Source organism: Alteromonas sp. ABV4_150, assembly GCF_056311745.1.
Genome location: NZ_CM149971.1, coordinates 3,073,938 through 3,091,859, shown reverse-complemented (window position 1 = coordinate 3,091,859; position 17,922 = coordinate 3,073,938). Strand labels below are relative to the sequence as shown.

Below are 17,922 nucleotides of genomic sequence, written 5' to 3'. Positions count from 1 at the left end.
TCAAGCGTCTAATTTAAATAATCGAGTGCAGCGCAAATTGCGGCCACCTGAGCATCATTGCAATTCTCGGGTGTCGCATTATCGCTATCGGGATAGACTTCTGTGGTTGTGACGTACTTAGCATCTGTCATACCTCCACAAAGATACAACGACTTCTTGTCATAGCAAATTACACCTTCGCTCACCACATCCGCACCTATAATCTTTCCGTTTTCATCGGCCGGTGCGATATGCGTTACTTTTTTCACAGCCTCAATAACTGCTTTTTGAAACTCTATTTGAGGACTTGGAGTGTTAGCAACCGTATAGAAACCATCTGGAATGTTCCAGTTATCATGGGTCACCCCATCCCGTGCAGCCAGTGCTGGCCTAAACTCACTATTGTCCGTGTCTGTCGTTTCATGCAAATCAATATGAAGCGTAAGAGATAACGCTAAATCAGATACTAATTGCATAAGCTGAGCGGACTCTGGTGCAGGAGAATCACTGTAAAACGAGCGATTTGGATCTAATGCCAGCGGATTCCATCGATTTATAGTTTCGTAGCCCCAGGGACTTACGCATGGCACAACAACAATATTTACGTGGTTAGCATATTCAGACAGCTTTGTTTCAATAAATTGTAGCGCACCTTGCACACCACTGGTTTCGTAGCCGTGTACACCGCCTGTAACAAGTGCAGACGGCTTTTCAGCGTCAAAACTCTTAGGAATGACAACATATAGTGGGTAACGCGCTGTATCGTAAGGAAGTGCCCCATACTGCTTTAACTCAAAACCTTCAGGGATAATATTGAAAAGTTTATTAAGTACTTCTTCCTGATAACTTCTTTTCACAGTCTGCTGTGCTTTCCATTGGGCTTTTTCTTCTTCGTCCCACGGCTCACCAGGAGTTCCAATTGGATAATTCTGCATATAACACCTCTTTTGTATTTTTTAGATCATAACAGTTCAGCAAGCTCGCGTATCTATCACACAAAAGTTTCTTAAACGGTTGTGACATGAGTTCTTTACGCATTGAACCTTTGAAAAGTACTAGCGCGAGGGCATTGACGCCTCTTTGATAAGAATTGCAAATTCCGATGAATATGATCGGTGTATGTCTAGGTAGATGGTTTTAAGAGGAATAGAAGAGTGTCTGTCCACTGAAGCTTTCTTAAGATGGCTTTGCATTTATTTGCTTACAGATTTAATTGAAGTGTCTGTCCACAGTGTTTTAAGCCAGAAACAAAAAAACCAGCCGAATGGCTGGTTTTTTCGAAATGGCGTCCCCTAGGGGATTCGAACCCCTGTTACCGCCGTGAAAGGGCGGTGTCCTAGGCCTCTAGACGAAGGGGACTGAAAATCTTCTTTCGAAAGCACCGCTTTCGAGATTTTCAGTAAGGCGAAGTGAGCTAGCGAACTGAGCGACCTTGCCTTACTAAAACTTTCAGTCAGAAGTTGATTAATCAACTCCAGCCTATTTCACAGTTTTAATCGACTGTGATGCGATAAAATGGCGTCCCCTAGGGGATTCGAACCCCTGTTACCGCCGTGAAAGGGCGGTGTCCTAGGCCTCTAGACGAAGGGGACTGAAAATCTTCTTTCGAAAGCTCCGCTTTCGAGATTTTCAGTAAGGCAAAGTGAGCTAACGAATTGCACGACTTTTCCTTACCGAAACTTTCAGTCAGAAGTTGAATAATCAACTCCAGCCTATTTCACAGTTTTAATCGACTGTGACGCGATAAAATGGCGTCCCCTAGGGGATTCGAACCCCTGTTACCGCCGTGAAAGGGCGGTGTCCTAGGCCTCTAGACGAAGGGGACTGAAAATCTTCTGTCGAAAGCTCCGCTTTCGAGATTTTCAGTAAGGCAAAGTGAGCCAGCGAACTGAGCGACCTTTCCCTACTGAAACTTTCAGTCAGAAGTTGAATTATCAACTCCAGCCTATTTCACAGTTTTAATCGACTGTGACGCGATAAAATGGCGTCCCCTAGGGGATTCGAACCCCTGTTACCGCCGTGAAAGGGCGGTGTCCTAGGCCTCTAGACGAAGGGGACTGAATTCTTTTTCGATACTAAAGTTTCGAAATTTCAGTCCGAAGTTGTGTTAGCAACTTCAGCCTATATCAAACCACAACTCAATGTGACTTGGTGGAGCCAGGCGGGATCGAACCGCCGACCTCCTGCATGCCATGCAGGCGCTCTCCCAGCTGAGCTATGGCCCCATCATGGTGCCAGTCATTTTGTGTGACTGTTCCGTGACAGCGGGGCGCATTCTAGGCATCCCCCTCTGTCATGTCAACGCTTTTTTTATGAATTTTCTCTGTTTGCTATAAAAGTAAGCGCTTTGTCGATTCTCTCGCCAATTTTCTCTTTTGAGATAAGATTCAACGTGATATCTAGAGACGGTGAATTACCACCACCTGTCACAGCTACACGCAGCGGCATGCCTACTTTACCCATGCCTACTTCCAGTTCTTCAGCCGTACTATTAATAGCGGCTTGAATATTTACTGGATTCCACTCTTCAATTGCCATTAGTTTATCTTTAGCAAGCTCTAATGGACCTCGAGCGACTGGGCGAAGGTGTTTTTTCGCGGCGTTCGCATCGAAATCTTCATAGTCTTGATAAAAGTATGTAGAAATCTCTGCTAACTCTTTAAGCGTTTTAACTCTATCCGCTTGAATAGCAATTATCGATTCAAGCGCTGGACCTGTTGTTAAATCGACATTTAACTGTTCGAAATGCCATTTAGCATGTGAAGCAACCTCACTTGCCGGCAACGTCTTTATATAATGCTGATTTAACCAGATTAGCTTTTCTGTATTAAATGCAGACGCAGACTGCCCTATTGCATCCAGACTAAATTTCTCAATCATTTCGTCGACAGAGAAAACTTCTTGATCGCCGTGAGACCAGCCCAACCTGACAAGATAGTTTAGTACCGCTTGTGGTAGGAAACCGTCATCACGATACTGCATTACACTTACTGCACCATGTCGTTTTGACAGTTTTTTACCATCATCACCTAAGATCATAGAAACGTGAGCGTACTCTGGAACAGGTGCATTTAGGGCTTCGAGTATATTGATTTGACGTGGCGTGTTGTTTATATGGTCTTCACCGCGTACTACATGGGTAATCCCCATGTCCCAATCATCTACAACTACACAGAAGTTATAGGTAGGCGTGCCATCAGTGCGCTGAATAATGAGATCGTCTAGCTCTGTATTGCTAATTTCAATTTTTCCGCGCACGTGATCATTAATAACCACTTTGCCTTCTAAAGGATTTTTAAAGCGAATAACAAACGGCTCACCTTCAGGGTGATCCGTTCTGTCTCTCCATGTGCCAGGATAACGAGGCTTTTCACCGCGCTCTTTTTGCGCTTCACGAATTGAATCTAGTTCTTCAGAGCTCATAAAGCATTTGTACGCTTTACCTTCATCCAAAAGCTGCTGAATAAGTTCTTTATATCTATCAAAACGATCGGTCTGATAAATCGGCCCCGTATCCCAGGTTAAACCTAACCATTGCATACCGTCTAAAATAGCCTGCTTAGCTTCTTCAGTTGAACGCTCAATATCAGTATCTTCAATACGAAGAACAAACTCACCGCCTTTACTTTTCGCAAGAAGCCAAGAATAAAGCGCAGTTCGTGCGCCACCAACGTGAAGATAGCCTGTTGGGCTGGGTGCAAATCGTGTAACAACCGACATGGTCACTCTCTATTGTTAATAGTATTTCTAAAGATGCGCGCATTCTACCAGTCTCCGCGCGACTTCAAAAGTAAGTTGAGAATAGATGGAGAAGAAAGTGGACAGACACTAATTTTCCTTAATTAATTCTTCAACAGCTTTTTTAACTAATATGGGACACAGTTAATGACCATCTACTGCTCAAAAAGCAGAAAACGGACAGACACTTTTTTTGTTTAAAGGTGGGTGTCTAATGAGCAAGTATGAGTGCTTTGGGCCTTGGTCGCATTTAGTTCTAGATTAATAAGTGTGTGTCCAATTTAAATTATGAGTGTGTGTCCGATTTAAATTTTAACTTTGAGTGTGTGTCCGATTTAAATTCCTGTGTAGAAGTGTATATCGACTTTAAGCGGAACTAAATAAGGATACCTTTGCACACACATCTAAATAAGTGTCTGTCCACTTTGGGTACTCAAAAACGCTGCTCTTTTCATCAATTTAGTTAAGATGTGGTCAGAGTGGCTAAATTTCGGGCACACAGTCATTTTTCTTTAATTTTATTGTTGACACTAACGGAACCGACTCTATAATACCGCCCCACTTGCTTAGGCAAGGTTTTACAAAATATGGACGCTTAGCTCAGTTGGGAGAGCATCGCCCTTACAAGGCGAGGGTCACTGGTTCAAGCCCAGTAGCGTCCACCACTTTCTCACAGTGGTTAAATAGTGAAATCAAAATACGGACGCTTAGCTCAGTTGGGAGAGCATCGCCCTTACAAGGCGAGGGTCACTGGTTCAAGCCCAGTAGCGTCCACCACTTTCTCACAGTGGCTAAACAGTGAAATCAAAATACGGACGCTTAGCTCAGTTGGGAGAGCATCGCCCTTACAAGGCGAGGGTCACTGGTTCAAGCCCAGTAGCGTCCACCACTTTCTCGCAGTGGTTAAATAGTGAAATCAAAATACGGACGCTTAGCTCAGTTGGGAGAGCATCGCCCTTACAAGGCGAGGGTCACTGGTTCAAGCCCAGTAGCGTCCACCATCTCCTCTTAGTCTTTTCAAAATCTAACACCTATATCATCGTATAAGTTAGAATCGTCACTTGTTTGTGTAGCAAATCCAGAAAATGAATTCACTCACAAAACCGACCAAACCTTTTATAGAAATGTCTGCGCCGATAATGCTCATGGTTATCACTCAGCTTTTAAAAAAAGTGTAAACAAGCACTCAGCCGCCCAATTCATCGCGACATTTGTTTACCTAAATTCATCCAAAAATAACCTCAACTATGCGATAGTCTCACTGACGAGCTATACTTTAAAAATAATTATCGTGGTATGGTGAAATCCATAACGTCCTAAAGGCTACCCTTTAATGAAGCTCCACTTAGCTAGAAATACTAAGTTGTTAATTGCCGAAGATCAGGTGCTGGCAAAAAGCCACATGCACTACGCGCTTGAGCAGCTAGGTTTCAGGAATATGGACTATGTTGATAGACCCTCTCATGCCCTGTCAGCGTTACAAGAACACACTTACGACGCCATCATTTGCTCCTATAACTTACGCTCGGAACAAGGCGGTTATTTTTTACTCGAGCAACTCAACGAGTCTCACATGCTGCCCCTCACTAGCGCATTTATCTTCACTAGCGCAGACACTTCAGCAGATATTGTTCACGCGATTATCGAGTTACAGCCAGATGAATTCATTGCCAAGCCATTTTCCGTTAACGAATTAGACCGTCGACTTTCCCGTGTTTTAGCAAGAAAAAAAGCCTTTAAAAATGTTTATTCATTCATGGACAAACAGGACTATGAAAAGGCCCTAGCTGAGGTTGAGTATTTCTTATTGCAACCCGAGAACGCTGAACACTTTCCTTTAGCAATGAAGATAAAAGGTGATTTGTTTCTTATCACCGAGAGGTTTCAGGAAGCTATCCCTTTCTTTGAATCAATAATAAACATTCAAGATTTTAGCTGGGCCAAAATGGGGATAGCAAAAAGCTTTCTAGCGCTTAATGAACTTGATGATGCAGAAAGAGAAATTATCCAACTGGCAATGCGCCCCGATTCTGCATTAGAAGCATACGACTTACTCGCCAAACTGCAGATTAAGCAATCAGCGTTTGATGATGCACTTGAATGTACTACGCTTGCATGTAATATTTCTCCACAGAATATTCCTCGACATCAGATGGCGATAAACCTTGCTCGCATCACACACGACTATGAAAGTCAGTTTAACAGTGCGAAGAAAGTTGTACGCTATGCAAGAAACTCTATCTACGATAAACCAGATATTTATCTAACAGCAGCAAGAGCCGGTGTTGATTTTGCGATGACGTCTGAGCCAGAATACGTAAACGGCGTTGTTAAACAAACCAATGAATATTTACGTCAGTTGAAAAGAGCTCACCCTAAAGCAGCGGTAAATGATGAATTAACAGTGATCGATGCCCGACTTCACTACTTAAAGGATGACACAGTAAAAGCCCAAATGCTGCTGTCAGATTTTCACACAGACCACACTCAACATCACTCCACGGAAGCATTACTTGATAGAGCCAAAGCGCTTCATGAGGTTGGACTGAAAAAAGAATCTATAGCAATCTTAGATGCTATTTCTTCAAGGCAGAATGAGAATGCTGATGAGTTAAATCTAATGGCGACGTACTTAAAGCAGGAAAAAGAAGAAAAAGAAACGATTACGCTAAGTCCTAAAACACTCAACAACACGGCTGTCGCCCAGTATAAACGAGGCAATCTGGAGCAATCTTATACCACCTTTGCTCAAGCATTTCGGGTTATGCCTAAAAATCCCTCAATTGCACTAAACTATCTTCAAGCCATTATTAGAGCGAGAAAGGCAAACGCGCCTATGCTTTCTGACACAGTGGCTGCTATTAACAAATGCAGAGAAACACTTGAAACAACGACCCTATCTGAAGACCAGAATGCGCGCTATCAGAGCGTGAAGAACATATTGAAGAATAAATAACTTCAACAACCGTTTTTTTGTTTTACGACGGGCCTGTTTAGTTAGTATAAACTACCACTGTCTCGTGATAGAGTTTGTCAATGTATTCAAGTTCGTGGCTAAATGTCATTCCGAGCTTTTTCATAATATTGATAGACGCGCTATTTTCTGGATTAGCGATGGCCGAAAACTTTTCCACGCCAATGTCATATAAGGCGTCTTTTATTGTCTGCGCAGCCTCAGTGGCATATCCATTGCCCCAAGTATGACGTTTAAACCGCCACCCTAATTCCATATTGTCACTTTCAGGATGTTGGGTAAAAAAGCCAAAAGGACGAACCAAAATCCACCCTATACTTTCTTTTTCAGCCAGCGTTTCTACACGCCAAAGCCCCCAGCCTAAAGCTGGATTGGAATAAGCTTGGAAACGGGGAACAAATATGTCTCGGATATCTTCTTTTGAAGACTTCTTACCACCACTTATGTACTTCATAACAAGCTCGTCTTGGTCGAGCTCCCATAGGAAGTCAGCGTCTTTTTCGGTGATATAGTGGTAGGAAAGACGCGCACTGTCCTTGATATGCATATACTTCCTTTGTCTTTATTATTCTTAATATGTTCTCACCGGAGAATATAGCTTATTTTTACAACAAACCAAACTTATTCTATGTTTTTTATTTCGGCCTTCATTTTCCTTTAACGCAGGAGTAGTTTGCTAGCCTCCCAACATGGCTAGGTGCTTCGTTGCTCCAGTTTTTCCCTCATGGAGATAATGGGTTTCGTGCTTTTGCCCCAGCACACTTTGTAGGAAGACAACCACGTCATCCACATTACCATTTGCAAGAAGATGCCTCATATCTATGCCATTTTCGCTGAATAAGCAAAGATGTAACTTGCCTGGCGCGGAGACACGAAGACGATTACAAGTTTTACAAAAATCTTTGCTGTACGGCATGATTAAACCAATCTTGCCCGCATAGTCCGGGTGATAGAACTCTTGCGCTGGCCCAGCATCTTTCCTACGCAATAACGGCTGCCACCCCATATCTAACAGGGTCTTTTTCAATGGTGAACCGCTTTGATGCTGTTTATTGAAAAATTGATTTAAATCGCCTGTTTCCATTAACTCGATAAAACGGAGCGTTACCGGCATATCTTTGAGCCAAGCAAGAAACCGATGTAGGCGGCTATCAGAAAAGTCGTTGAGTAAAACAGAGTTAACTTTCACGTCAAGATCGGCATCAATGGCCGCATCCAACCCTCGCAGCACCGCTTTTAACTTATCCTGTCCTGTTATAGCAGCGAATTGCCGGGGGTCTAGACTATCGATACTGACGTTTACTTGATCTAAGCCTGCATCTTTCCATTGGTGGGCAAACTTTTCCATTCGCGCCCCATGTGTTGTCATCGCTACACGCTCTATACCCGGCGTATTACTAGTTAGTTGTAAGATATCAAGGAAGTCTCTTCGCAGGGTTGGCTCGCCACCTGTTAGACGCACTTTGGAAGTACCTAGCTGAGCAAACGCTTTGAGTAAGGTATCAATTTCGCTAAGTGTCATAAACTGATCGCTCGTTGGGCCTTCGTACCCATCTGGCAAACAGTACTGACAGCGAAAGTTGCACGCTTCGGTCACTGACAAACGCAAATAGTGAAACTGTCTACCGAAACTATCTTCTAACAAACCAACTCCTTAACCCTTTGCTGCTTTATGAGTCGCTAAAGAGGTTTTTGACGTTACAAAACCTAGCGATCAATTGAATAAATAACAAAGTAACTAAATTAAACTACCTCTAGTGTACGCGGGGAGAAATAAAAATTAAACACATTCGTTGCTATAAATAAGACCATTTTAATCTCTAGCCTATTTCAAAACGTACCACAAAAGGCGAGAATAATTGTATATGGGCAAGCTTGTTCAATTCCTAATAAAGGTGTTACACCAAATTGTTTTCCGAATCTTCCCGCTCTTAGTACAGTAAGCTAAACAATAAAGCACACTATAAAATGAGAAAAAACCGTTTTCATACGAATACCGATGAACCTGTTAAATGGCACGTTCTATCACAACTTTGGCCTTATCTTCTCGAGTTTAAGCAGCGTGTATTTTTTGCCCTGCTGTGCCTAGTAGCAGCAAAGCTTGCCAGTATTGGTCTTCCCTATGTGCTGAAGTATACCGTTGATAGCTTAAATGGAGATTTAACTACGCTAGCTTTAGCGGTTCCTATTAGTTTAATCGTCGCTTATGGGACGCTGCGCTTACTCAATGTTTTACTCGGCGAAGTGCGAGATACGCTATTTGGTCGCGTTACTGAGCGCGCCATGCGTCGTCTTGGGCTTAAGGTTTTTAAACATCTACACAACCTTGACTTAGGCTTTCATCTAAATCGGCGTACAGGCGGTTTATCAAGAGATATCGAGCGAGGCACCAACGGCGTAAGCTTTTTAATGCGCTTTATGGTGTTTAATATTGTCCCCACTCTCTTAGAGATCGCCCTTGTCGTCGGTTTGCTCTTATTCCAGTTTGGCGTATCTTTCGCACTAATAATTGTGATTAGCGTAGTGGCGTACATTGGCTTTTCGATGAAAGCCACCGACTGGCGCACACGCTTTGTCACACAAATGAACGAAGCAGACTCAACTACGAATTCAAGAGCGGTAGACAGCCTGCTTAATTTTGAGACAGTAAAGTATTTCAATAACGAATCGTTTGAAGCCAATCGGTACGATACCGATTTAGCTGCATGGGAGAAAGCGCGACGGAAGAACCGCTTATCGCTATTCGCATTAAACGGTGGTCAAGCCGCCATCATTGCCATTGCCATGACTTCAATGATGGCAAACGCTGCTTTCGGGGTTATAAATGGCGAAATGACCATTGGCGACTTTGTACTAATTAACGCCTTCACCATGCAGATTTTCATGCCCTTGAATTTTTTGGGTTTTGTATACCGTGAAATTCGTGGCAGCCTTGCCAATATCGATAAGTTATTCGACCTTCTAGCTCAAACACCAGCTATTAGAGATGCAGAAGACGCCACCGAATTAACCTGCGTCAACCCAGCACTACGCTTTAATAACGTGTATTTCGCCTACAACGAAAATAGAAAAATATTAAACGGGTTAAGCTTTGACGTACCGCCTGGCGCCAAGGTAGCAGTAGTTGGTGAAAGCGGCGCAGGAAAATCAACGCTGATGAAACTACTCTTTCGGTTTTATGAGCCTCAACAGGGCGAAATCACGATAAATGGAAAAGACATCACATCGGTTACGCAACAAAGTCTGCGTTCACATATCGGCATTGTCCCTCAGGATACGGTGCTGTTTAACACTACCTTGCTGGAGAACATTCGCTACGGTAACCCTGATGCCAGCGATGAAGACATTAAGCAAGTTATCAAACTCGCGCATCTTGAAGCATTTGTAGAAAGCTTGCCTGATAAGCTAGACACAACGGTAGGTGAGCGAGGCCTAAAACTTTCTGGTGGCGAAAAGCAGCGCGTATCTATCGCAAGGGCCTTACTTAAAGGCGCGCCAATCATGATTTTTGATGAAGCCACCAGCTCGTTAGACAGCACATCAGAACGAGCAATTTTGTCAGCCCTTCGCGATGCGGCCAAGGGGCATACTAGTTTGGTCATAGCCCATAGACTGTCCACTATCGTTGATGCCGACAAGATCCTCGTACTTAAAAACGGTACCATAGTAGAGGAAGGGACACACACTTACTTACTTGAACAAGGCGGTGAATACGCAACCCTTTGGCAAGCCCAACAGCGTGAAGACGACGAAGTTAGTTCAAATAAAGATGTAAAAGGTAGTTAGAAGATGGACCCAACGCTTATCAAAGCAGCCATTAATCAAGTGATGCCGTTCGGAAAATATGCTGGAAGACGCCTTTTCCATTTACCAGAGCCTTATTTGGTTTGGTTTCACAAGCAAGGCTTTCCAGAAAACAAGCTTGGTGAACAGCTCGCTTTAATGTATGAAATTAAGCTAAACGGTTTAGAGTCTGTTGTAGAACCGCTATTAAGTGACGACTAGCAATCACAAGGGGACTCAGCGTCCCCCCTTGTTAAAATGAGTAAACACTAACCACACGATGAATTATGTTTGCAAGACCCAGAAAACAACGTCGAAGTGACGTAAACGAACGCATCAAAAAAATTCACAGCGCCATAGCTGACAAGTTGCTATCTCATCCTGAACTTTTTGAACAAGCTGAACACACTTTAGAAACCCGATATCAAAACAAAATGATGCGTTATGGTAGCTACCTGCTTTGGAAGGGGATTATAGAAGCCCGCAATGAGCCTGACTTATTTAAAGCCCTGTTATTAGCCGATGATGAGCGCACCGCTAACTTAAGGCGAGAAACTATTTTCACGGGTATATTGAGCGAGCAAGAAAGAGAACAGCTGCTATAAAAAAACGGGCAGCGTTTGTTCCGCTGCCCGTTTTTCATTTTTGAAAATTAACACGCATTACGCATTACGCATTACGCATTACGCATTACGCATTACGCATTACGCATTACGCATTACGCATTACGCATTACGCATTACGCATTACGCATTACGCATTACGCATTACGCATTACGCATTACGCATTACGCATTACGCATTACGCATTACGCAAATGGTCAGCCACTAAGAATGCCATTTCAAGTACTTGGTCTGCATTTAAGCGTGGATCGCATTGCGTTTTGTAGGCTTGCGCTAAGTCTTCATCGCTAATTTCATAAGCACCGCCAGTACACTCCGTTACGTGCTGACCGGTCATTTCAAGGTGAATACCACCTGCGTGAGTACCTTCTGCTTCGTGAGCTTGGAAGAACTGCTTAATTTCTTTCAAAATTGCATCGAAGTTACGGGTTTTATAGCCGCTAGATGCCGAGAACGTGTTGCCGTGCATCGGGTCAGAGCTCCACACTACGTGTCTGCCTTCAGCTTTCACTTTACGCAATAAGCGTGGCAAATTGTCGGCCAGATTATCGGCGCCCATACGCGTAATTAGCGTTAAACGACCTGGGTCGTTTAACGGGTTAAGCGCATCAATCAAACGAATAAGCTCGTCTTCTTGCATGCTTGGCCCCACTTTCACACCAATTGGGTTGTGAATGCCTCGGAAAAACTCAACGTGCGCATGGTCTAGTTGACGGGTACGCTCGCCAATCCACACCATGTGAGCCGAACAATCGTAAGGCTTACCGGTAAGGGTATCGATACGTGTTAGCGCCTGCTCATAGTTCAACAGCAATGCTTCATGCGACGTAAACAGCGAGGTTTCATGTAGCGTAGAACTGGTTTGTGCGTTAATACCTATAACATCCATAAACTCAAGGGTATCTTGAATACGGTTGGCCATGTCAGAATAACGCTCTTTAAGCGGGTTATTTTCAACAAATGCCATGTTCCAACGGTTCACTTCGTGAAGGTCGGCCAAACCACCTTGGGCAAACGCGCGAAGAAGGTTCAAGGTTGAAGCGCTGCGATGATACGCTTCTAGTAAGCGATCAGGGTCTGGTCGACGGGCCGCTTCAGTAAACTCAAAGTTATTGATGATATCACCGCGATAGCTTGGCAAGGTCACGCCACCGCGGGTTTCAAAATCTGATGAACGCGGTTTAGCATATTGTCCCGCCATACGGGCAACCTTGGTTACCGGGCAACGACCAGCAAACGTAAGCACAATAGCCATTTGAAGAATTACTTTGAACGTATCGCGAATTTTAGGCGCGTTAAATTCGTCAAACGACTCTGCGCAGTCACCGCCTTGCAAAAGAAAGCCTTTACCCAAGCTCACTTCGCCTAGCTGACGTCTAAGTTCACGGGCTTCAGCAGCGAATACGAGTGGAGGATAAGAACTTAGTGTTTGCTCTACTTCATTTAAACGTACTTTGTCATCGTACTCTGGTTGCTGAAGAATAGGTTTATTTCTCCAACTGTCTACTTGCCAATTACTCAACGGTGTTCTCCTGAATAAAAAACGTAGGGCAAACGTTTTACTGAAAATAATTATTGAAACTCAATGCTTCGAATAAAAAGACTGTAGCGCGCTTCACAGTATGCCTGTAGCGCATTTTTATAATCAGCCTAATGCGAAAATACGAATCTTAAAATGTGATGGCACTTTACCACATTTATTCTAAGGAAATAGGTGCGCAAACTTGAATTTCTAGAAAGTTATCGTGCTTGCTTATAGCAAAATGGCATTCAAATACCTTCTCAAGGTTTACCTGGGTTGCCACATCTTTCGGCTCACCCATCGCTACAATACCCCCTTTCTGCATTAACCATAGACTATCGCAGTAATTTGCGCTCAGTGCGATATCGTGAGACGTAATGAGTATCGTATTTCCTTTACCACAAAGGAATTTCACCAAGCTAGCCAATGCGTATTGATGCCTAATGTCAAGCCCTTGCAGAGGCTCATCTAAAAACGCTATACCCTCACCCCGCTCTAACTGGGGCCAAATTTGTAAGAGCGCTCGACAAATTTCTACCCGCTGCCGCTCGCCGCCAGAAAGCTGGGTAAGGATTTTGTTTAAAAAGCCTGACACTTCAAGGGCCTTTTCTAAAACCGGAGGAATGAGCGAAGACTGTTTTTCTACTGTATAAAAACTTAAGTATTCCTTAACTGAAAGGTGAAAACCACTTTCACTTTGCTGAGCTAATAAAGTACGTACGCTGGCAAGCGTAGCAATAGACCAACTATCCATTGGTTTGCCATGCAGCATCACCTTACCTTCATCAGCTTCAATAAGACCCGCAAGGGTGAGTAGCAGCGTTGACTTCCCTGCCCCGTTTGGCCCTATGATATGAATACATTCGCCCTTTTTCGTGCTTAAGCCTTCCACCCGCAGCCGTGACCCAATGCTTACGTTTTGCAGACTTAAAATCAATGGGGCATCCGAAGCTTTTTCGCTACTGTTGACGCAAGGCGCTCTGTTGTAGCTGACTGCATGACGTTCACCAGTGCTTTGCTCTTCATTACGATAAGAATCAGGTTGCTTTTGCGTAAAAGGATTCGGGGACGTCATTTCATCAGCCTTTGAGCTGGCCTTTTGCCAGCGCCCAAATAAGTAACGGGCCACCTAACGTTGCTGTAACCATAGAGACAGGAAGTGTAATAGCGCGAGTCATTTCAGAGCATAGCGCTACCAACATTAAAAGGCTTGCACCGCTTAACGCACTTAACGGCAACAAATGGCGATTGTTATGCCCGATGATCAGACGCAAAATATGAGGTACGAGTAAGCCTACAAACGCAATAGACCCAGCCATCGACACCGCCGTCCCCACCGCGATAGCGCAAATAATCAGGGCGCGTTCGGTAAGTTTTTCCACATCCACACCACTACTTTTTGCCGCCAGTTCACCTGCATATAGCTTATTTAAATCACCTGCAAAGAAAAGCTGCAAACCCACAGCGATAACTATCAACGGGCCTCCAACCGATAAAATTAACCAGTTAGTTTGATATAAGCTGCCCATTAGCCAAAAAGTGAGGTTGCGAAGGGCATTAGCGTCGCTGAACATATAAAGCCAGGCAATAACCGCCCCACTAAGAGTAGATATGGCTATACCAGCAAGAATAACAGCAGTGGACGAGCCGACAAGTTTTCTAGCTAACCGGTAGATAATAAATGTAGATAACAGAGCACCTACAAAGCACCCAAAGGGCAGTAAATAATGCAGGTACGCTGTAGCCCATTGAGGCGTTAACAATAGCAATAGTGCAGCAACTAAACTTGCTCCACTGGTTATACCTATGATTCCTGGGTCGGCTAGCGGATTACGAAGTACCACCTGTAATGTGGCCCCACTGACAGAAAGCGCAGCGCCTACTAAGCATGCGGTAAGTATAAGCGGTATTTGAAGCTGTACGATAATATGCTGCCTTAAGTCAGCAGCCGTGTTAGCAACCCCTGTCACGCCAATGATACCCACCACGCCAACGGCTAATAAACAAAGTAGCGTTATTACAACCAAAGATAGGCCTCTGCGTTTAGTTTCTATGGCTCTCAAAATCGGCTCTCAACATCGTTTATCAAAATCGCTTCTCAATATGCGTTCTAGGTTTGGCTCGCAATGCCGCTTTTCAATTTTGGCCTTTTATACAGGTTCTGAATATGGCTTCCGGTTATAATTGCTGGGTTTGTTTGATGTGCGCAATCAAACCGTCCGACGCTTCTTCAATTAAGTCTAACACCAACTCAAAGCCGCGCTTTCCTCCGTAGTATGGGTCAGGCACTTCTTTGTCTTCTGCGTTTACAAAATCGAGAAATAACTTAATTTTATCCTGGTACTGGCTTGGCGACATACCATGCAAATTTGCAAGGTTGCTGTTATCCATAGCTAAGATATAGTCGAAGCGCTCAAAGTCACTTTCATCCACACGGCGGCATTTAAGCCCCTTAAAGCTGTAACCTCTCTCTACTCCAGCTGCCTGTGAACGCTTGTCGGGCGGGTTGCCAATGTGGTAACCATGCGTTCCAGCAGAATCAATTTCAATATTTAACCCGGCTTGTACAGCTTTGTGCTTGAACACCGCTTCTGCAGTTGGAGAACGGCAAATATTACCCAAACACACGAACAACACCGATGTAGATTGTTTCATTCAAAATCCTATTTAAACGCAGTGACGGAGCGCGACTAAACTTTGTACCCAGTTTCGCGTATGATACGCCGTCAGAAAAATTGTGGAGTTAGTATGACCGCACATGTACTTATGCTAAGTAGCTCACGTCAAGGCGACGAGGCTTACTTAGAGCACGCTAGAGCACTTATTTTTGCACACTTAGGCGAAATTCGCGACCTTCTATTTGTTCCTTATGCCGCCGTCACTCAAACGTACGATAGCTATGTAGACGCCGTTGCTACCGCACTGCCAGAGTGCAAGGTTACCGGGCTACACACCACAGAAGACCCTGTGGCCGCCGTGAACAATGCAAAGAAAAACGGCCAAGCCATTGTTGTAGGCGGTGGAAACACCTTTCACCTGCTTTCTACCCTTTATGCAAACGCGCTTATTGTGCCACTAAAGCACGCCATCGCCGATTGCACGCCTTATATTGGCTGGAGTGCAGGTTCGAATATTTGTGGTCAATCAATTAGAACCACTAACGACATGCCCATTATCGAGCCGCCGAGCTTTGATGCACTAGATATCGTGCCGTTTCAGTTAAACCCGCATTACACCGATTATCAGCCGCCGGGTCACAATGGCGAAACCCGCGACCAACGTTTGGCAGAGTTCACCACGCTAAACCCAACAATACCAGTCGTTGCTATTCGCGAGGGCACAGCGCTACGCCTTACTAATAATCAACTTACCCTAGTGGGTGAAAAGGACGGTTTTATCTTTCTAGGTGAAGAAAAAACGCCAATTAATTCAGGTGATGATTTAACTTATTTGCTTGATAACGGCGAATAACGCCTCATCGTTTGGCGCTACCTGGTAAGGAATTTCTGCCAGTAGCGGCTCGGGTAACATGGCTTTAAGAGAATGAAGATTTTCTTGGTATCGCGTCATGTTACCTGTGATGTCGTTCGCAACCCATCCTTTAATGGTAAGTCCATCGGCGCGAATTGCTTCTGCAGTTAATAACGCATGATTTAAGCAACCCAAACGCATGCCTACAACTAAAATCACATCCATTTGGAGTGTTTTCACGACATCAGAAAGGTAGTAAGTGGGCGTATATTCATCACCTAACGTTAGCGGTAAACGCCACCCACCTGCACCTTCCATTAAGAGAAGATCTGGTTGATAGGCGTGCAGTTTATCAAGGCCTTGCGCAATTTTTTCAAAGGTTAACGCCACGGCTTCTTCAAGTGCAGCAATATGTGGAGCAATAGGCGGTCTCAATGCGATAGGATTTATTTGATGCAAAGGAAGGGTCTGTCCACTGCCGTCCAAAGAAAGTGTCTGTCCACTTTCTTGGCTTGTTTCACTTAGGCCTTTTAATTTGGAAACTTTTGAACTTTGAATAGCTTTGTTTGCGCGTGTTTTGGAGCACGCTTTCTGAATATTTAGCGCATCTTCGTTAACCCACTCGCCGTTTATCTGTTCGCATCCGGCTGCAATAGGCTTGTAGCCGATGGCGCTTAACGAGGCTTTTTGCGCAGCTTGTAGTAGTTGGCAGGTAACATAGGTTTTACCTACTTCGGTGTCGGTACCGGTAATGAAATACTGCTTCATCGTTTTTCCAATCTGAAATGACTTACGCGGTAGGTAAGCGGTAACTTACTTTCTACACCGCTCATATTGCTGTAAGCCATGGCTAATTTTTTAATATCTCGACGGGTGAGCGGCGGTTGTCTTTGGCCGGTCTCACCTGCCCCAACCCCCTTCACAGAGCGCAATAGCGACATAATATCGCGGTGAGTATCGACATAGTCCTTAGTAATCACCCGTTGCAAAGAAAGGCCCGACTGCTTAAAGCCATTTACCCACTGTGCGGTTGTTGGCATATAGGTTTCAGCCTGTGGAAGCTGCGCTACTTTGCGCGCCGTTTTAAGCTCACTAAATGAACCCGCCACCATAATCGCCAGCTCGGCAATACCACTCTTTTCAAGCACTCGCGCTATCTCATTAGCAACAAGGTTAGTATCGCTAACCCACTGAAGCGCCATAGATGAAAATACGGTTGAAAATTGGCTATCACAGAAAGGCAAATCGACAGCACTACCTTCTACGAAAATGGGGTCAGAGTACATTTTTCTGGCCTGCGCCAACATGCCCTCGGCAATATCTACGCCAGTTGCAGCTGCACCTTTATTTGCAAGCGTTTGGGTATGAATGCCAGTACCACAGCCGATATCAAGAGCCGTACCCTGCAGGTCTATCGGTAAGTTCGCTAATGCCTGCTTAGCAATAATGCGCTGAACACCCGCAATACTGTTGTACTGCACAGCCGCTTTTGAAAAACGATGTGCCACGTCCTGCTCATTAATTGTTGAAGCAGTATCGTCGCGTTCAGCTTTTGCAGCGCCTTCAGCTGCAACATAGCCTTCAGTCTTAGCGCTCTCCTCTGCACTCAAATGTGCCGCAGCTTTGGAGGAGCAATCAGAAGGGTAAGCAGTTTTAACTGTGAGAGCCCCTTCAGCGTTGGTCGCCCTGTTAAAATCGAGAGGTGCCTTGGTCGAAAAAGCCCCGTTTGCCTTAAAAGCCGCTTGGGCCTCATCACGCGACAGCTTAGCGTCGAAGACACTTCTCGATTCTGCCGGCATAGCAGCTTTTACAGCGGGACTTAGTGACATGG

General features: G+C 44.5%; 15 protein-coding genes and 9 tRNA genes. 9 read left to right on the top strand and 15 right to left on the bottom strand.

Translation table 11 applies throughout. The features are described from left to right. Positions 1-8 precede the first annotated feature (8 nt). The 7 genes from ACYX4M_RS13500 to gltX form a co-directional block, all read right to left on the bottom strand. On the bottom strand, positions 9-914 hold the full coding sequence (locus tag ACYX4M_RS13500) for a M14 family metallopeptidase (RefSeq protein WP_476080486.1): 906 nt from the start codon (positions 912-914) through the stop codon (positions 9-11). Between the two features lie 348 nt (positions 915-1,262). Continuing rightward, positions 1,263-1,338 (bottom strand) — tRNA-Glu (locus ACYX4M_RS13495). Between the two features lie 157 nt (positions 1,339-1,495). Further along, a tRNA-Glu gene (locus ACYX4M_RS13490) sits at positions 1,496-1,571 on the bottom strand. A 157-nt stretch (positions 1,572-1,728) separates the two neighbouring features. After that, positions 1,729-1,804: transfer RNA gene (locus ACYX4M_RS13485), tRNA-Glu, on the bottom strand. 157 nt (positions 1,805-1,961) lie between these two features. Beyond that, positions 1,962-2,037 (bottom strand) — tRNA-Glu (locus tag ACYX4M_RS13480). Positions 2,038-2,128: 91 nt separating this feature from the next. Next, a tRNA-Ala gene (locus ACYX4M_RS13475) sits at positions 2,129-2,204 on the bottom strand. 85 nt (positions 2,205-2,289) lie between these two features. Next, positions 2,290-3,699 (bottom strand): glutamate--tRNA ligase, encoded by a 1,410-nt coding sequence (gltX, locus tag ACYX4M_RS13470; RefSeq protein WP_476080485.1) that lies wholly within the window; start codon positions 3,697-3,699, stop codon positions 2,290-2,292. Positions 3,700-4,306: 607 nt separating this feature from the next. On the opposite strand from gltX, the gene ACYX4M_RS13465 reads away from it, so the two are divergent. The 5 genes from ACYX4M_RS13465 to ACYX4M_RS13445 all read left to right on the top strand — a co-directional run bounded on the left by ACYX4M_RS13465 (position 4,307) and on the right by ACYX4M_RS13445 (position 6,673). Then, positions 4,307-4,382, top strand: a tRNA-Val gene (locus ACYX4M_RS13465). A 36-nt stretch (positions 4,383-4,418) separates the two neighbouring features. Further along, positions 4,419-4,494, top strand: a tRNA-Val gene (locus ACYX4M_RS13460). A gap of 36 nt (positions 4,495-4,530) precedes the next feature. Further along, positions 4,531-4,606: transfer RNA gene (locus ACYX4M_RS13455), tRNA-Val, on the top strand. 36 nt (positions 4,607-4,642) lie between these two features. Further along, positions 4,643-4,718, top strand: a tRNA-Val gene (locus ACYX4M_RS13450). Between the two features lie 332 nt (positions 4,719-5,050). Beyond that, positions 5,051-6,673 (top strand): response regulator, encoded by a 1,623-nt coding sequence (locus tag ACYX4M_RS13445; RefSeq protein ID WP_476080484.1) that lies wholly within the window; start codon positions 5,051-5,053, stop codon positions 6,671-6,673. Positions 6,674-6,710: 37 nt separating this feature from the next. Here the strand turns inward: ACYX4M_RS13445 and ACYX4M_RS13440 are convergent, their stop codons facing one another. Beyond that, positions 6,711-7,238 (bottom strand): GNAT family N-acetyltransferase, encoded by a 528-nt coding sequence (locus ACYX4M_RS13440; RefSeq protein ID WP_476080483.1) that lies wholly within the window; start codon positions 7,236-7,238, stop codon positions 6,711-6,713. Between the two features lie 129 nt (positions 7,239-7,367). Next, positions 7,368-8,336 (bottom strand): GTP 3',8-cyclase MoaA, encoded by a 969-nt coding sequence (moaA, locus tag ACYX4M_RS13435; protein ID WP_476080482.1) that lies wholly within the window; start codon positions 8,334-8,336, stop codon positions 7,368-7,370. A 323-nt stretch (positions 8,337-8,659) separates the two neighbouring features. On the opposite strand from moaA, the gene ACYX4M_RS13430 reads away from it, so the two are divergent. The 3 genes from ACYX4M_RS13430 (at position 8,660) to ACYX4M_RS13420 (ending at position 11,079) form a co-directional block, all read left to right on the top strand. Further along, positions 8,660-10,477 carry an ABCB family ABC transporter ATP-binding protein/permease gene (locus tag ACYX4M_RS13430; protein ID WP_476080481.1) on the top strand — a complete coding sequence of 606 codons (1,818 nt, stop codon included), beginning with the start codon at positions 8,660-8,662 and terminating at the stop codon, positions 10,475-10,477. Positions 10,478-10,480: 3 nt separating this feature from the next. Further along, on the top strand, positions 10,481-10,696 hold the full coding sequence (locus tag ACYX4M_RS13425; protein ID WP_476080480.1) for a DUF3820 family protein: 216 nt from the start codon (positions 10,481-10,483) through the stop codon (positions 10,694-10,696). Between the two features lie 65 nt (positions 10,697-10,761). Next, a complete protein-coding gene (locus ACYX4M_RS13420) occupies positions 10,762-11,079 on the top strand; it encodes a hypothetical protein (protein ID WP_476080479.1) in 318 nt (105 codons plus the stop codon). A 197-nt stretch (positions 11,080-11,276) separates the two neighbouring features. Here the strand turns inward: ACYX4M_RS13420 and ACYX4M_RS13415 are convergent, their stop codons facing one another. From ACYX4M_RS13415 to ACYX4M_RS13400, 4 genes are all read right to left on the bottom strand, one after another. Continuing rightward, complete coding sequence (locus ACYX4M_RS13415) at positions 11,277-12,620, bottom strand: class II 3-deoxy-7-phosphoheptulonate synthase (protein WP_476080478.1); 1,344 nt, start codon at positions 12,618-12,620, stop codon at positions 11,277-11,279. A 175-nt stretch (positions 12,621-12,795) separates the two neighbouring features. Then, the gene (locus tag ACYX4M_RS13410; RefSeq protein WP_476080477.1) at positions 12,796-13,695 is read right to left on the bottom strand and encodes an ATP-binding cassette domain-containing protein; all 900 of its coding nucleotides are present in this window, start codon (positions 13,693-13,695) and stop codon (positions 12,796-12,798) included. A 4-nt stretch (positions 13,696-13,699) separates the two neighbouring features. Further along, positions 13,700-14,647: a FecCD family ABC transporter permease gene (locus ACYX4M_RS13405; RefSeq protein ID WP_476082882.1), complete on the bottom strand. Its 948-nt coding sequence runs from the start codon at positions 14,645-14,647 to the stop codon at positions 13,700-13,702. A 151-nt stretch (positions 14,648-14,798) separates the two neighbouring features. Then, entirely contained in the window at positions 14,799-15,275 is a 477-nt protein-coding gene (locus ACYX4M_RS13400) for a low molecular weight protein-tyrosine-phosphatase (RefSeq protein WP_476080476.1), read from the bottom strand. A gap of 93 nt (positions 15,276-15,368) precedes the next feature. Here ACYX4M_RS13400 and pepE point away from each other — a divergent pair, with 93 nt between their 5' ends. Beyond that, positions 15,369-16,091, top strand: coding sequence for a dipeptidase PepE (gene pepE, locus ACYX4M_RS13395; RefSeq protein ID WP_476080475.1), 723 nt, complete (start codon positions 15,369-15,371; stop codon positions 16,089-16,091). Here pepE and bioD read toward each other — a convergent pair. Together bioD and ACYX4M_RS13385 are read right to left on the bottom strand one after the other, a co-directional pair. Then, the gene (gene bioD, locus ACYX4M_RS13390; protein WP_476080474.1) at positions 16,062-16,859 is read right to left on the bottom strand and encodes a dethiobiotin synthase; all 798 of its coding nucleotides are present in this window, start codon (positions 16,857-16,859) and stop codon (positions 16,062-16,064) included. The two genes, pepE and bioD, sit on opposite strands and share 30 nt — an antisense overlap. Beyond that, positions 16,856-17,920 (bottom strand): methyltransferase domain-containing protein, encoded by a 1,065-nt coding sequence (locus ACYX4M_RS13385; RefSeq protein ID WP_476080473.1) that lies wholly within the window; start codon positions 17,918-17,920, stop codon positions 16,856-16,858. The genes bioD and ACYX4M_RS13385 overlap by 4 nt, the downstream gene beginning before the upstream one ends. Between the last annotated feature and the right edge of the window lie 2 nt (positions 17,921-17,922).

Excerpts from the sequence above, each read along its gene's own strand:
- bioD (WP_476080474.1), bottom strand. The coding sequence starts at position 16,859 with ATGAAGCAGTATTTCATTACCGGTACCGACACCGAAGTAGGTAAAACC.
- ACYX4M_RS13425 (WP_476080480.1), top strand. The coding sequence starts at position 10,481 with ATGGACCCAACGCTTATCAAAGCAGCCATTAATCAAGTGATGCCGTTC.
- pepE (WP_476080475.1), top strand. The coding sequence starts at position 15,369 with ATGACCGCACATGTACTTATGCTAAGTAGCTCACGTCAAGGCGACGAG.
- gltX (WP_476080485.1), bottom strand. The coding sequence starts at position 3,699 with ATGTCGGTTGTTACACGATTTGCACCCAGCCCAACAGGCTATCTTCAC.
- ACYX4M_RS13500 (WP_476080486.1), bottom strand. The coding sequence starts at position 914 with ATGCAGAATTATCCAATTGGAACTCCTGGTGAGCCGTGGGACGAAGAA.
- ACYX4M_RS13410 (WP_476080477.1), bottom strand. The coding sequence starts at position 13,695 with ATGACGTCCCCGAATCCTTTTACGCAAAAGCAACCTGATTCTTATCGT.
- ACYX4M_RS13440 (WP_476080483.1), bottom strand. The coding sequence starts at position 7,238 with ATGCATATCAAGGACAGTGCGCGTCTTTCCTACCACTATATCACCGAA.
- ACYX4M_RS13430 (WP_476080481.1), top strand. The coding sequence starts at position 8,660 with ATGAGAAAAAACCGTTTTCATACGAATACCGATGAACCTGTTAAATGG.
- ACYX4M_RS13420 (WP_476080479.1), top strand. The coding sequence starts at position 10,762 with ATGTTTGCAAGACCCAGAAAACAACGTCGAAGTGACGTAAACGAACGC.
- ACYX4M_RS13445 (WP_476080484.1), top strand. The coding sequence starts at position 5,051 with ATGAAGCTCCACTTAGCTAGAAATACTAAGTTGTTAATTGCCGAAGAT.
- ACYX4M_RS13385 (WP_476080473.1), bottom strand. The coding sequence starts at position 17,920 with ATGTCACTAAGTCCCGCTGTAAAAGCTGCTATGCCGGCAGAATCGAGA.
- ACYX4M_RS13400 (WP_476080476.1), bottom strand. The coding sequence starts at position 15,275 with ATGAAACAATCTACATCGGTGTTGTTCGTGTGTTTGGGTAATATTTGC.